The sequence below is a fragment of the Microcoleus sp. ARI1-B5 genome (genome assembly GCF_036705795.1).
GTDB lineage: Bacteria > Cyanobacteriota > Cyanobacteriia > Cyanobacteriales > Microcoleaceae > Microcoleus.
Window position 1 is genome coordinate 45,162 of the sequence record NZ_JAUBVK010000034.1, and the last position, 14,666, is coordinate 59,827.

General features: G+C 50.5%; 10 protein-coding genes. 5 read left to right on the forward strand and 5 right to left on the reverse strand.

The features are described from left to right. Positions 1-149: 149 nt before the first annotated feature. Positions 150-905: a DUF561 domain-containing protein gene (locus QUB63_RS30120; protein WP_332949043.1), complete on the reverse strand. Its 756-nt coding sequence runs from the start codon at positions 903-905 to the stop codon at positions 150-152. A gap of 227 nt (positions 906-1,132) precedes the next feature. Further along, on the reverse strand, positions 1,133-1,993 hold the full coding sequence (locus QUB63_RS30125; RefSeq protein ID WP_332949044.1) for a creatininase family protein: 861 nt from the start codon (positions 1,991-1,993) through the stop codon (positions 1,133-1,135). 607 nt (positions 1,994-2,600) lie between these two features. On the opposite strand from QUB63_RS30125, the gene QUB63_RS30130 reads away from it, so the two are divergent. After that, complete coding sequence (locus QUB63_RS30130; protein WP_332949045.1) at positions 2,601-7,949, forward strand: PAS domain S-box protein; 5,349 nt, start codon at positions 2,601-2,603, stop codon at positions 7,947-7,949. A gap of 397 nt (positions 7,950-8,346) precedes the next feature. Here the strand turns inward: QUB63_RS30130 and QUB63_RS30135 are convergent, their stop codons facing one another. Beyond that, positions 8,347-8,667 (reverse strand): WGxxGxxG family protein, encoded by a 321-nt coding sequence (locus QUB63_RS30135; RefSeq protein WP_332949046.1) that lies wholly within the window; start codon positions 8,665-8,667, stop codon positions 8,347-8,349. Positions 8,668-8,992: 325 nt separating this feature from the next. On the opposite strand from QUB63_RS30135, the gene QUB63_RS30140 reads away from it, so the two are divergent. Further along, entirely contained in the window at positions 8,993-9,637 is a 645-nt protein-coding gene (locus tag QUB63_RS30140; protein WP_293298216.1) for a hypothetical protein, read from the forward strand. Between the two features lie 20 nt (positions 9,638-9,657). Beyond that, entirely contained in the window at positions 9,658-10,410 is a 753-nt protein-coding gene (locus tag QUB63_RS30145; protein WP_332949047.1) for a pentapeptide repeat-containing protein, read from the forward strand. Positions 10,411-10,491: 81 nt separating this feature from the next. Here the strand turns inward: QUB63_RS30145 and QUB63_RS30150 are convergent, their stop codons facing one another. After that, on the reverse strand, positions 10,492-11,019 hold the full coding sequence (locus QUB63_RS30150; protein ID WP_332949048.1) for a hypothetical protein: 528 nt from the start codon (positions 11,017-11,019) through the stop codon (positions 10,492-10,494). An 83-nt stretch (positions 11,020-11,102) separates the two neighbouring features. Between QUB63_RS30150 and pyrE the strand changes: the two genes are divergently transcribed. Further along, on the forward strand, positions 11,103-11,678 hold the full coding sequence (gene pyrE, locus QUB63_RS30155) for an orotate phosphoribosyltransferase (RefSeq protein WP_332949049.1): 576 nt from the start codon (positions 11,103-11,105) through the stop codon (positions 11,676-11,678). 283 nt (positions 11,679-11,961) lie between these two features. After that, positions 11,962-13,248 carry a DNA (cytosine-5-)-methyltransferase gene (gene dcm / locus QUB63_RS30160; RefSeq protein WP_332949050.1) on the forward strand — a complete coding sequence of 429 codons (1,287 nt, stop codon included), beginning with the start codon at positions 11,962-11,964 and terminating at the stop codon, positions 13,246-13,248. Between the two features lie 42 nt (positions 13,249-13,290). Here dcm and thiC read toward each other — a convergent pair whose 3' ends face one another. Continuing rightward, complete coding sequence (thiC, locus tag QUB63_RS30165; RefSeq protein ID WP_332949051.1) at positions 13,291-14,664, reverse strand: phosphomethylpyrimidine synthase ThiC; 1,374 nt, start codon at positions 14,662-14,664, stop codon at positions 13,291-13,293. Positions 14,665-14,666 lie beyond the last annotated feature (2 nt).

Genomic DNA, 14,666 nt, shown 5'->3' on the forward strand with positions numbered 1-14,666 from the left:
GGGAGATTGGGGGACGGGAACAATCTTCCTTCTTCCTTCTTCCCTCTTCCTTCTTCCTTCTTCCTTCCATCCGTTACATCCGTTACATCCGTTACATCCGTTACATAATCCGTTGCCGAACTTCCTTCTTCCGTTGCCGAACTTCTTATTTAAATTGAAGCAGCAAAGTGCGATCGCTCGACTTTTGCCAAAGCTTCAACTAAACTGCGAACAGCAGCAATCATCGCCACTTCGCTGTTAAGCTGGCTGACCGCAGAACCGACGCCAACACCCGCAGCGCCGGCGCCAATAGCCAGCGGTGCGGTGACGCTGGAGATGCCGGAAGCGCAGAGTACGGGGACGGATACGGCGCGGGAAATTTCAAAGGCTGCGGCCAAAGTAGGCGCTGCTTTTTCAATCAATCCCAAAGTTCCGGCGTGAATTGGTTGGGCGCTAGTGCCGCCTTCAGTTTGAATGATGTTAGCGCCAGCTTTGACTAATTCGGTTGCTAACTGTACCTGTTTGTCGAGAGTCAAAATGTGGGGAACTGTTACAGAAAGAGTGATGTTCGCAAATAGCGATCGCGTTTCGCGAGTCAACTCCAAAACTTCTTCAGCTTCAAAGCGGCGCCCTACAGCGTAGAAAGCATCAAAGTTGCCAATTTCAATCAAATCAGCGCCAGCTTCTACCGCAGCCACAAACTTTTCCGGTTCCACAGCCGATACACAAATTGGCAAATTTGTCAACTGTTTTGCCATCAATACCAAATCGCGATCGCAAGCAATATCGACAAATGTTGCACCGCCGAGATCCGCTGCTTTGACAACAGCCGCAACGTTAGCCGCATCAAAATTATTTAAACCGCTGATAATTTTCAGGGCGCGGCCTTGCTCAAATGCGCGCTGCAATTTAGGATTTACACTCATCGTTAGTTTTCCAACTCAGAAAATTTGTTAGACTCATTTTGACACGGATTAGAACAAATTTTAATTTTTAATTCTTAATTTTGATAGGACTGACGCACGAGTGTTTAGAAACCGGGTTTTTTACTCTATAGCAATCCTCGCATCATTTGTGAATTTCTTACTCCCTCCCCGCGAGTTCGGGGAGGGTTGGGGTGGGGTAAAAATATTTACGACTCCTGCAAGGATTGCTATATCTCTAGGGTGCGCAATGCGCTGACATCCGTTACATCCGTTACAGAATCCGTTGCCGAACTTCCCGGCTGTCGAAACTTGTGCACATCTTTGATAACTTGTGCCCAGCCGTCAGATAGAGATTCCAAAATACGAGATCCCTTTTCCTTCGTCGCCACCGTCGCATCGCCCAACACACCGCTATCAGTCAACTCTCGCGTCAGCCAAGCAAAAGGCAAATCACCTTCCATACTCAGCAAACTCTCAGCAGGCAAATCCCTCGGATACTCGCAAACTGCTCGATCCATTTTCACCTGTTCGGGCAAAATTGACAACATCAAACTCGTTTCTGCATCACCCGCGTGAATTCCCAATTCTAACTCCTTCGCAGTCAGCAATTGGGCCGCCACATTCGGCACCCGCCAAACAAACAGCGGAAACACCGAAAAATCCTGATATTTTTGATGTATGTCCCGCGCCGCAATTTCCATCACCTGCGGCTGTCCGCCGTGAGCGTTCATTAACACTAACTTCCGAAATCCTGCCCGGTAAATACTGTCAGCAATTTCACTTATTACGGCTAAAAGTGTCTGAGCGCTGAGCATAATTGTACCGGGAAAATGCCAGTGTTCGTTGGATTTTCCGCAATACAAAGGCGGCAAAGCGTAAGCTGGAATATTTGCATCTAACTTCGCCAGCGCTTTGCCAGTAACCGCCGCGCTAATTGCCGCATCTACAATTAAAGGCAAGTGCGGGCCGTGTTGCTCGATCGCACCTAGCGGCTGAATTATCACAGTATTTTCCTTGTCCGGCATCGACTGAATCTCTGTCCAAGTCAGATAGGGAAAAAAGCGCGATTCGGGAATAAAATTGTGCATATTGTGGTTTTTATTTTAAAGTACAGATGCTCGGGTAGGGACTTACGTGAGAGTCTTTCGCCGTGCCAACTTAACGTTAAATTCAGTACGGATATACTGTTTGAATATTAAAGCCAGATCCCCCCGGCGCCCCCCTTAAGAAGGGGGGGACAAGAGTATTCAAAGTCTCCCTTAGGAAGGGGGGGACAAGAAGCACTCAAAGTCTCTGTTCCTAAGAGGGGGACAAGAAGCACTCGAAGTCTCTGTTCCTAAGAGGGGGACTGTAAGCTCTCAAAGTGGGTGTTCGATCGGGGGAGTAGGGGGAATGCGAGGGGGATCGAGACTGTGAGATAAACGAGAGATACAAAGGATTTTAGTCTTAAATTACCACCAATAGGCACTCTCGCCGTGTCTAAAGCTGTATTTCATAGAATTGAAAACTGCTATGAATTGTGGAGACAATATCTCATGCCAGCGAGGCAATCATTGGGCTGGAAAACTCAAAAGTAATTCCCAAGATAGATAGCGGATTCTGTCTGTGGGTAGATAATATAACATAGCAGATGCTTTAATCGCGCTAATACGCCGATCGCCCGCTCAGACCGAAAGACCTAGAGACGACTAATTGATGGAAGCTTGGCAAACCCCACAAACTAATTTAACCGACATTCCGATCGCCCAGGAACTGTCGCGCCGCACTCCTCGCTCTCGGGATCTGCAATCAGAAAATCGCGCGCTGCAAATCCTGGCCCGACAACTGGCAACCTCGCCCCACACCCTGCTCAAAACACTGGTGGCGATCGCCCGAGATTTGTGCGGCGCAGGCAGCGTCGGAGTCTGCTTGCTCGAAGAAAATGCCGCATCAGAACAAATATATCGCCTTGAAGCCTTGGCGGGCGCGTGGGAAGCCGCAGAACAAACAAACACACCCCCGACAATGCGCTTGTCAGGAACAAATCTAGACTTGCAAACTCCCCAGCTTTACTTCTATCCAGAAGCATACTTTACCGACTTGCCGCAGCTAAAAATGCCGGTCGCCGAAGCATTAGTCCTGCCGCTGCTAGCAGACAATCAACCGCTGGGAGCAATCTGGATTGTATCTCACGATTCGCGCAGGTTCGATGCCGAAGACTTGCGGCTCGGGCTCGCCCTGGCAGACTTTGCCGTTGCTGCCCTCCAAATCGATCGCGCCCATAAAACCAAAGAAGCGCTCAGACAAAGCGAAGAACGCTGGCAGTTAGCCTGTGCCGGCAACAGCGACGGCATTTGGGATCACAACCTGCAAACCAACTGCCATGTCCTGAGCGATCGCTGTTTAGAGATTTTGGAACGCGGCCAGGAAGAACTCCACCACTTCAGCCAATATTTGAACTGGGTTCATCCCGATGATGTGGAGACAATGCAAAGCACTTGGCAGCAGCACTTGCATCGAGAAACCTCGCATTACTGCTGCGAGTACCGCATCCTCTGTCCCGACGGGCGCTACAAATGGGTTTTAGCCAGAGGGCGAGCAATTTGGGACGAGTCGGGCAATCCGGTGCGCGCCGTCGGTTCCCTCACAGATATCAGCGCTCGCAAAATCGCCGAACTAGCCTTCGCTCAAAGCGAAGAACGTTTGAGCGTCGCCATCGAAGGCTCGGGCATGGCAACCTGGGATCTAGACGTGCGAACAAATCGAGTAATTTGGTCGGCGAACCATTTCAGGATTTTCGGCTGCGAACCGGCACCGAGCGGCGAAACAACGATCGCAGTGTGGAAAAAGTGCGTGCATCCCGACGACTTAAAGCGAGTCCTGCAAGCAGTCAAAACAGCTCGGGAAACAGGATCGCTCTACTCGATCGAATACCGCATCATCCGGGCAGACACGGGAGAAATCCGCTGGTTGAGCGTGTTCGGGCGCTATTTCTACGACACCGCAGGCGAAGCAGTGCGGTTTGTCGGAGTAATATTTGATGCTACCGATCGCAAAAAGGCTGAAATCGCCCTGCACGAAAGCGAGCAAACCGTGCGCCGCCAACTTGCAGAAATAGAGTGGATCTACCAAACAACTCCCGTGGGTTTGGCCGTGTTAGACACGGATCTGCGGTTCGTGCGGCTCAACCAGCGGTTGGCCCAAATCAACGGCTTGCCCGTCGAAGCCCACATCGGCCGCACGGTGCGCGAAATAGTCCCCGACTTGGCAGACACAGCCGAAACTTTGTTCCGCCGCATTCTAGAAACCGGAGAATCGGTGCGGAATTTTGAAATCAGCGGTGAAACGGCTTCTCAACCGGGTGTTGTCCGCACTTGGAGCGAGAATTGGTCGCCGCTCAAAGACGCGGGCGGGGAGATTGTCGGAATCAATGTCGTGGTTGCCGAAATTACCGATGGCAAAAAAGCCGAACTCGATTTGCAAGCAAGCAACGAGCGCTTCGAGTTAGCCACAATGGCGATCGACGGCATCGTGTTTGAGTGGGATTTTGCATCGAACTCAGTTTACCGTTCCTCGGGGCTGTACTCGCTCGTCGGTGTCCGCCCCGAAGATGCACAGCCAACACCAGATTGGTGGAGAGAACGCATCCATCCCGTCGATTTGGCGCGCATCGAGGCCCGGGCCCAATCAATGTTAAAACAGGAGCGCTACGAAGGCGAGTACCGAGTCCGGCACGCAGACGGGCGCTGGATCGATGTTTGGGAACGCGGCTGTTCGATCCGCAACCAGCAAGGCGAAGCGACCAAAGTTGTCGGCTTCACAACCGACATCACCAAGCGAAAACTTGCAGAAGCAGCACTGCGCGATCGCGAAACCCACCTGCAATTGATTCTCGACAGCGCCAAAGACTACGCCATCTTCACCCTCGACACCGGCGGACACTTTACCAGTTGGAACGCAGGCGCCGAGAGATTGCTGGGCTACGGGGAAGCAGAAATCATCGGGCAGCACGGACGGATCATCTTCACCCCAGAAGACTCTGCAGCCGGCAAGCCGGAAACAGAAATGCACCTAGCCCTGACTGAGGGAAAAGGAGAAAACGAGCGCTGGCACGTCCGCAAAGACGGCAGCCGCTATTGGGGCAGCGGGCTGGTGATGCCCCTGCGCGACGAAAACGGCGAGTTCCAAGGTTTCCTGAAAATCATGCAGGACAAAACCGATCGCCGGCAAATAGAAGAAGCACTGCGGCAAAGCGAAAATCGCTACCGCACCCTCGCCGATGCCGTCCCCCAATTAATGTGGCTCAACACCGCCGACGGCAGGTTAGAGTTTTGCAACCAGCACTGGCAAAGCTACACGGGCATCATGCCAGCAAAATTTCCGCTGGCTGCGCCGGTGCTGGAATTATTTCATCCTGAGGATCTGCCAGCAGTTGTCGCCACGCGCACTGCTGCGATTCAAGCAGGGGAATCCTACGAATTCGAGTGTCGGGTGCGGAGGTTTGAGGGCACCTACCGCTGGCATCTAGCGCGAGTTGTGCCCGTCTTTGACGGGGCCCGAAAGGTGGTGCAATGGGTGGGGATTGGCATTGATATTGACGATCGCAAACGAGCCGAAGAAAGCTTAGCAGAAAGCGACCGCCGCTTCCGCTTCCTGGCTGAGTCGCTCCCCCACCTGATTTGGAATGTAGGCCCCGCCGGGGAACTTCGCTTTGCCAATCAAAAATGGTCGGAATATCTGGGAATGTCTTACCAGGAAGCCGCTCAAAACAATTGGGAGTCTCTGGTGCCGCCGTCGGATTTGGCAGAATCCCTCGCCCGCTGGCAAGAATCTCAAATTACCGGAGAAGTTTATCAAGTTGAGCTGCGCCTGCGGCGGGCCTGGGACCAAATGGAACGCTGGCATTTGTGCCGCGCCGTCCCAATTCGCGACGCCCGGAATCAGATTGTCGAGTGGATCGGCACGAATACCGATATTGACGATCGCAAAAGAGCCCAACTGTCCGAGCAGTTTCTCTCTGAACTCGAACTCCGCTTGCGGCAGCAATCTAACCCCGCAGAAATGTTGTGGGAAGCTATGAAAAGTCTGGGAGAATATTTAAATGTCGATCGCTGCATCTGGCACGAAATCGATGCCGAAGCCAAACTCGCAATTGTCGATCGAGACTGGCACCAGCCCGGCCTTGTCAGCACCGTCGGCACCCATCAAATCTCAGACTTTAATACGCCAGAACATAAAGCTCTGTATCAGGCAGGTCAAACAGCAGTCATCTCAGATATCGCTAATTACCAGCCTACAGCGCCATTTGTAGATAAATACGGTAGCGTTGGCATTCGCGCTTTGGTCGCTGTTCCCTGCCTTCAGGAAGGGCGCTGGGTGGCTCTTTTGTTGGTGACATCACAGGCGGTGCGGCACTGGCGGCCCGATGAAGTTTCGCTGGTGCAAGAAATGGTGGCTCGCCTCTGGCCTGCGATCGAGCACGCGCGAGCCGTGCAGCACCTGCACGAAAGCGAGGATCGGTTCCGCGCTCTAGCTGACAACATCGCTCAGTTGGCCTGGATGACAGATGTCAGCGGCTGGATTTTCTGGTACAACCAGCGCTGGTTTGACTACACCGGCACCACCCTAGAGCAAATGCAAGGCTGGGGCTGGCAGCAGGTGCACGACCCGGAACACGTCGATCGCGTTGTGGCAAAATTTAGGGGCTGCATTGAAAGAGGCGAACTCTGGGAAGATACTTTCCCCTTGCGCGGCAAAGACGGATCGTACCGCTGGTTTCTCTCCCGCGCCGTGCCGATTCGCGACGAGCGAGGCAATGTACTGCGCTGGTGCGGTACCAACACCGACATTACCGATCGCCTCACAGCAGAAGCGGAACGGGAACGACTGCTAGCGGGAGAAAAGGCCGCCAGGGAGGAAGCAGAACAGGCTAACCGCGTCAAAGACGAATTTTTGGCTGTTTTGTCCCACGAATTGCGGACTCCCTTAAACCCGATTGTAGGCTGGGCTAAGCTGCTGCGATCGAACAATCTGACACCGGAAAAGCAGCGCTACGCGGTAGAGACGATCGAGCGCAACGCCAAACTGCAAACCCAGCTTATCGAAGATTTGCTCGACGTGTCGGGGATTCTGCAAGGCAAGGTCAGCTTGAATATTGTACCTGTGGATTTAGCCGGGGCGATCGGCAGCGCCATTGAAACGGTGCGTTTGTCGGCCCAAGTCAAGTCGATTCAAATCTGCACTGAATTTGCACCGCATATCGGCCGGGTGTTGGGTGATGGGAACAGACTTCAGCAGGTATTCTGGAATTTGCTGTCAAATGCCGTCAAGTTCACCTCGCCCGGAGGCAAAATCGCAGTCAAGCTCGATCGGGCAGACACCGACGCCCAAATTACTGTAACAGATACGGGCAAAGGCATTTCTCCTGATTTTGTGCCCTACGTCTTCGACTACTTCCGCCAAGCTGACAGCACGTTTACGCGCAAGTTTGGCGGATTGGGTTTAGGATTGGCGATCGTCCGCCATCTCGTCGAACTCCACGGCGGCACGGTGAAAGCGGACAGTGCAGGCGAAGAACAAGGCGCGACATTTACAGTCAGGATACCTCTGATGCCGGTGCAACCTCTGACAAGTCCTGCCCAGACTGCGCCGGAGTCATCCTTCAATTTGAGCGGTATCCGGGTGTTAGCGGTGGATGATGATGCTGATGCGCGAGATTTGGTGGTTTTTCTGCTTGAGGATTGTGGCGCCAGCGTGACAGCAGTTTCTAACGCCGCCGATGCCTTAAAAGTCTTAACTCAATCTCTCCCGGATCTGCTGTTGAGCGATATTGGAATGCCCGACACTGACGGTTATATGTTGCTGCGGCAGGTGCGGGCTCTGCCGCCTGAGCGAGGTGGATTGGTGCCAGCGATCGCCCTTACCGCTTATGCTGGAGAAATTGACTATCAGCAAGCTCTGGCTGCAGGGTTCCAGCGGCATCTTTCTAAGCCTTTAGATCCTGACAAGTTGCTGCAAGCGATGTTGGATTTGCTCGCAGATCGATCGGGCAAAAATATTGTTTAAACTGTTTTTTCCTGCTTAAATTATTTATTTAACGAACCGCGAAGGCGCGAAGAACGCGAAGGAAGGAGAAGAAGAAGAACAAGAACAAGAACAAGAACAAGAAAAAATAAATAAAATAGGTTCGTAGTAAGGACTAAAGTCCTCTCTTGAATGAGGACTAAAGTCCTCACTACAAACTGAATGACTGCACGATCAAATAAATAAAATAGGTTCGTAGTAAGGACTAAAGTCCTCTCTTGAATGAGGACTTTAGTCCTCACTACAAACCAATCTTTCGCACATCATATCAAATAAAAAAACCTCACAGATGGAGGTTTTTTGATGATTGTTGGCGCTATTCGGACAGGTTAAAACATCCTGTCCCTGCATGATGCCCACAGCCGGTTATACTGGAGCATTAGCGGTAGTCTGTACGAACTGCTGGGTCGCGATCGCCCGTTGTAGTTGTGTAGCGAACATTTTCTTCACGTTTTTTGGGAATCAAACCTAACAAACCGGACAAGCCGAGCAAGCCCAACCATCCCCAATCAAAGTCGCGATCGTTATCAGCACTGTAGACATCGGAGCGAGGAGTTGTGGTAGTGGTGGTGGTGTCTCTGCTGTTAGTACCGGGAGCTGTATTTGTCTGAGCTGAAGCAGGCAGATGAGCTGGTGCAATGGCTAAACCAGCAGCGATAATACCTGCACCGATTGCTTTGGATAAGTCAGAACGTTTCATAATTCAAATGCTCTCTGTTGGCGAAAATCTTTAACTATCACCACTATATCGATCGGCTCTTAAAGCTAAATCCACCTGTAGCAGTAAAGATTGATAAACTCCAGCTATTACTACAGATTGATATCCAATTTTTAGCTGGCGCACGAAATTAAACCTTGCTCGCTGTGGCCCAGGGCGGCACTAGAAATCGGGGGTCTCGCACCTCAGACGCAGTTGAGGCACTCCGGGACTCTCGACTACAGACAATCGACTGTTGACAAAAAAAGGTAAACTCAGATCTTGCACAGACCACAGTTGGAACTCGATCGACGGAGATCAAAACAAATTGGGTATAGAGCTACGCAGCTACGTATTTCTAGACAACTTGCAGCCGCAGCACGCAGCATACATCGGCACAGTCGCCGCCGGATTCTTGCCGCTGCCTGGGGATGCGTCGCTGTGGATAGAAATCTCGCCCGGTATCGAAATTAACCGAATTACCGATGTCGCCCTCAAATCAGCCTCCGTGCGCCCCGGAGTGCAGATAGTCGAGCGCTTGTACGGCCTTCTGGAGGTACACTCGGGCCAGCAGGGGGAAACTCGGGCCGCAGGCAAAGCAATTCTAGAATTCATCGGAGTCCGCAGAGAAGAATGTATCAAACCGCGGGTGATTTCCAGCCAAATTATCCGCAACATCGACCCGCACCAAACGCAATTAATCAACCGCAGCAGGCGCGGACAGTTGCTGCTGGCGGGACAAACGCTTTACGTCTTAGAAGTAGAACCGGCGGCCTATGCAGCGCTGGCGGCTAATGAAGCAGAAAAAGGCGCGTCTATTAACATCTTAGAGGTTCAGGCTGTCGGCAGTTTCGGACGGCTGTACCTCGGCGGCGCAGAACGAGATATTATAGCAGGTTCCCAGGCGGCAATTGCGGCGGTGGAAAGCGTATCTGGTCGAGAAAATCCAGCAGTTTTTGGTCGCAAGGAATAGCCGTTAAAGGAGATGCAATTATGGCAAACACACAGCATTTAGCGCTGCTGAAAAAAGGTGCAGTTACTTGGATTGAATGGAGAAATCTCAACCCGAATCTAGAACCGGATCTGGGCGAAGCTAACCTCGCATCAGCAAATCTCAGAGGCGCGCATCTGTGGCGGTGTAACCTTTTTAAAATAGACTTATTTGAGGCTAAATTAATTGCGGCTAACCTCGCCGAATCTAACCTCAGTTTAGCAAATCTTGCCGGAGCGCAACTGCTGGAAACTAACTTAGTTAAAGCTAATTTAACTGGAGCCAACCTCCGAGCGGCAGACCTCAGAGGAGCTGATTTGAGCGGTGCTAATTTAATTGGGGCGGACATCAGCGCTGCCAATCTCCAACAAACCGATTTGGGAGAGGCGAATTTAATCGGTGCGGCGATGTTTCGAGTTAATGCGATCGGCGCCCACTTCAATCATGCTAATCTCAGTCAAGCTAATCTCACTGAGGCAGAATTGATTGAAGCGCATTTTTACGCAGCCAATTTCTCTAAAGCTAACCTCGGACAAGCTCACTTCACGGGAGCATATCTTGTCAGGGCAAATCTCTGTTTTGCGGACTTGAGTGCTGCCGATTTCCGGTGGACAAACCTCAGCAAAGCTGATTTGAGAGGGGCGAATTTGACCGGGGCCAATCTCAGAGGAGCGAACTTGGCTGGAGCTAATCTGGGCGGCGCTCATTTGAAAGGAACAATCATGCCTGACGGCAGCATTGTTTCACCATCCTAAGTTCGATCGTTCCGAATGCAAATCCTCTGAAAATTCAGAGGACTTACATTCGTGAGTGCGAACCAATTTTATCATCGGTAATTAATTTCTACCAGCCGGTGAGACATTGTACAGTCCTCTAACCGGGCCTGGAGCTGTCTGCGAATCTTGCTGCTGTGCTGGAGGTGCAAACGGCTCTTGAACTCCAGCCGGAGTGGCGAAACAACCGCTCGGTTGAGGTGCTAGCTGGCAAGCTGGAGGCAGTGCCATGACTGAGGCGTCAAAGGGATTGGTGGCATCCGGGACGCGGAGAATGGGATCGCTCGAAACCTGCCGCTGCATTACTCGTCGGTAGAAGCCGTTGACGCGGCTGGCATCCCGCTCGATTTCTTTTTCGGGAAAGGCAACGACGCCGCTGGGGGAACCGATGCCTAAATAGTCGCCAAAGTATCCTTGCAAGCTGACGTTGTGGTAAAAGTCTCCTGAAGCTTCAAAGAATTGTCTGTTGAAGTCGTCGCCAATCGGGTGAAATCGAGCTGGTTCTGCTTGGGCTGCTTTGACTGATGCTAGTGTGGCAGATGCGATCGCGAGAATCAATGCACTGCTGAGGCTTTTTAACTTGTGACTCATATATTTCAGCTTCTAGATTAATTCCGATTCCAATATAAACTGATTATCGGCGGATTATTTGTGTTTTCTACAAGGTGTAAGTTATGGATGCTGATGATTTAAAGGTGTTGCGCGATCGACTTTTGGATTTGTTGTGCTCCTTTGCGTACCGCGAGGGCGATTTTGTGCTGTCTTCGGGACAGCAAAGTTCTTATTACATTAACTGCAAACCGGTGACTTTGCACGCTGAAGGTGCTTTGGCAACGGGGCGCGTACTCTTCTCCATGCTGCCGCCTCAAGTGCAGGCTGTGGGCGGTTTGACCTTAGGTGCTGACCCGATTGTCACTGCGGTAAGCGTGGTTTCGGCTCTGGAAGGTCGATCGATTCCGGCGCTAATTGTCCGCAAGGAGACCAAGGGACACGGCACAATGGCGTATATTGAGGGCCCAGTGTTGCCTGAGGGGACGAATGTGGCGGTGTTGGAGGATGTGGTGACGACGGGTAAATCGGCGATGCAGGCGGTGGAAAGGTTGCGGGGAGCCGGTTATATTGTCGATCGGGTGTTGTCGCTGATCGATCGAGAACAAGGTGGAGCCGAGTTGTACCGCGAGCAGGGATTGGATTTTCAGGCCGTTTTTACGATCGCGGATCTTAAGGAATGGATTAGTAGCAAGAAATAGGGATGTAAATTTATTGTAGGCCCAGTTGGGTTGGGCGATCGAAATAACACTATAAACATAAATCCCGTAGGGGCCCGTGAGCCCTGAACTCTGGCTTAAAACCAGAGGATTTGTAAACCCGTCCCCACCCACCGACTAGCTTTGTGCTACTCCTTCTACCTGGTAACGCAGATGCTTTCTAATTCTCTCGTTACCAGGTTCTACCTGGTAACGAAGATTCTTTCGCTCTGCCTCGTGTTAACAATGCTGCAAGATATCAATCTTAACCAGCCATTTTAATGCTATGAAAACCATCCATTTTATCGACCTCTTCTCAGGAATAGGCGGCATGAGATTAGGCTTTGAATCAGCCGCTCATTCCTTGAATCTGAAAACAGAATGCCTCTTAAGCAGCGAAATCAATCCCGACGCTCAAAAAGTTTACCACAAAAACTTTAACCACACACCATTAGGCGACATCCGACTAATTAACCAACTACCAGAACACGATATTTTACTAGCAGGATTCCCATGTCAGTCTTTCTCCTGTGCCGGAAAAAAAGCAGGTTTTGGCGACACACGAGGAACCCTGTTCTTTGAAATAATGAGGCTAATTGATACCGCTCAACCTCAAGCATTTATTTTTGAGAACGTCCGGGGACTTGTCAGCCACGACGGCGGCAGAACCCTCGAAACAATTAAACACGAAATTACCAGTAGAGGTTACAGCTTCGATTACTTTTTGCTCAACAGCTCTAACTTTAGCTTACCTCAGAACCGCGTCCGAGTTTACCTAGTAGGAATTTTAAATGCTTCGCCCCAAATTGGGTTAGTTTCCGACTTAGGCCCAAAAGATTCGCATTCCTGTAACCATCAACAGCTATCGTTATTTTCCCCCTTAAGTAAACCTGTCACAGTGGCAGATATTTTGGAAGACAATCCCGATCCCAAATATGATTGTTCGCCAGAATTTGTCAACGCTTTGAAACAAATCGTCAAGAATGATTTCAACCACTTGCACGGAATGCGGCTAATTGACTATCGCGGCGGCAATTCGATTCATTCTTGGGAACTAGGTTTGCGAGGCGAGTGCAGTTTAGACGAAATTGATTTGATGAATCGTTTTATATTGAAAAGGCGAAATAAAGAATTTGGACATGACAAAGATGGTAAACTATTAACTAAAGAGCAAATTGCTACTTTTTTTTCTCATACCAATCTTGATGAAATTCTGGATTTACTGGTGGCCAAGAAGTACCTACAGTGTAACAATGATTTATACAAACCTGTATCGGGTAACTTTTCCTTTGAAGTCTATAAATTTCTAGACCCGCAGAAGATTTCTGTAACAATTGTTGCCAGCGATGCAAATAAATTAGGTGTTTATCATAACCACCGAGTCCGCCGAATCACTCCCCGCGAAGCCGCACGGTTACAAGGTTTTTCCGATAGTTTTGTACTGCATTCCAATGATGATAAAGCTTACTATCAACTGGGCAATAGCGTCAGTATTAATGTGGTAAAAGCTGTGGCGAAAGAAGTTATGCAGAATGTTTTGTCATCTACCATACAAAAAGTTAGTGCCTTTTGAATTGGGAAGGGTGGGCGAATCGATCCGCCCACCTGATTAAGATTAGCTTTGGGCTACTGGTTCCTTAGCCAAGAATTTCTCCAACTCAGTCAAAGCATCGGCATCAACCTTAGTCTGCATCGGACAGAACTTAGGCCCGCACATCGAACAGAACTCCGCAGTTTTGTAGATATCCGCCGGCAAAGTTTCGTCGTGATATTCCCGCGCTCTTTCTGGATCTAGCGATAGCTCAAATTGACGGTTCCAATCGAAATTGTAACGCGCTTTGGAAAGTTCGTCGTCGCGATCGCGCGCACCCGGACGCCGCCGCGCAATATCCGCAGCGTGGGCCGCAATTTTGTAAGCAATCAGCCCGTTTCTGACATCCTCAGCATTCGGCAATCCCAAGTGTTCCTTCGGCGTCACGTAGCAAAGCATAGCAGTACCGTACCAACCAGCCATCGCCGCCCCAATTGCTGAGGTAATGTGGTCGTATCCAGGTGCAATATCTGTCACCAACGGCCCCAAAACATAGAAGGGTGCTTCCGAACATTCCTCCATTTGTTTCTTGACATTAAACTCAATTTGATCCATCGGTACGTGGCCCGGGCCTTCCACCATTACCTGCACATCATGTTCCCAAGCTTTGCGAGTTAATTTACCCAAAGTTTTGAGTTCAGCTAATTGAGCATCATCCGACGCATCGTGAGTGCAACCGGGGCGCAGAGAATCTCCCAAACTAAACGAAACATCGTATTTTTTGAAGATTTCAATGATGTCGTTAAAGTGAGTGTAGAGGGGATTTTGTTTGTGGTGGTGCAGCATCCACCGCGCCAAAATGCCGCCGCCGCGAGAGACAATCCCAGTAATCCGATTTCTCACCAAGGGTAAATGCTCAATCAGAATTCCGGCGTGAATTGTTTGGTAATCAACGCCTTGTTGAGCGTGTTTGTCAATGATGTGCAGGAAGTCATTCGCCGTCAGACTTTCCATATTACCGTGCACGCTTTCTAGGGCTTGGTAAATTGGTACAGTGCCGATGGGTACAGGTGAAGCTTTGATAATTGTAGTGCGAATTTCATCCAAATTGCCGCCGCCGGTGGACAAGTCCATCACGGTATCAGCGCCGTATTTAACTGCTAGTTTAAGCTTGTCAACTTCTTCTTCCATATTGGAAGAGTTGGGAGATGCACCGATATTAGCATTGACTTTGCATTTAGAGGCAATGCCGATCGCCATTGGCTCCAAATTCGTATGATTGATGTTAGCCGGAATAATCATCCGTCCCCGCGCTACTTCGGCGCGGATGAGCTCGGGCGGGAGATTTTCTCGCTTAGCAACATAGTGCATTTCCTCAGTTATGACACCTTGACGGGCGTAGTGCATTTGAGATACGTTGCTGTGCCCCTGACGCTTAGCGATCCATTCGGTACGCATAT

Excerpts from the sequence above, each read along its gene's own strand:
- QUB63_RS30120 (WP_332949043.1), bottom strand. The coding sequence starts at position 905 with ATGAGTGTAAATCCTAAATTGCAGCGCGCATTTGAGCAAGGCCGCGCC.
- QUB63_RS30145 (WP_332949047.1), top strand. The coding sequence starts at position 9,658 with ATGGCAAACACACAGCATTTAGCGCTGCTGAAAAAAGGTGCAGTTACT.
- QUB63_RS30150 (WP_332949048.1), bottom strand. The coding sequence starts at position 11,019 with ATGAGTCACAAGTTAAAAAGCCTCAGCAGTGCATTGATTCTCGCGATC.
- QUB63_RS30125 (WP_332949044.1), bottom strand. The coding sequence starts at position 1,993 with ATGCACAATTTTATTCCCGAATCGCGCTTTTTTCCCTATCTGACTTGG.
- QUB63_RS30135 (WP_332949046.1), bottom strand. The coding sequence starts at position 8,667 with ATGAAACGTTCTGACTTATCCAAAGCAATCGGTGCAGGTATTATCGCT.
- dcm (WP_332949050.1), top strand. The coding sequence starts at position 11,962 with ATGAAAACCATCCATTTTATCGACCTCTTCTCAGGAATAGGCGGCATG.
- pyrE (WP_332949049.1), top strand. The coding sequence starts at position 11,103 with ATGGATGCTGATGATTTAAAGGTGTTGCGCGATCGACTTTTGGATTTG.
- thiC (WP_332949051.1), bottom strand. The coding sequence starts at position 14,664 with ATGCGTACCGAATGGATCGCTAAGCGTCAGGGGCACAGCAACGTATCT.
- QUB63_RS30130 (WP_332949045.1), top strand. The coding sequence starts at position 2,601 with ATGGAAGCTTGGCAAACCCCACAAACTAATTTAACCGACATTCCGATC.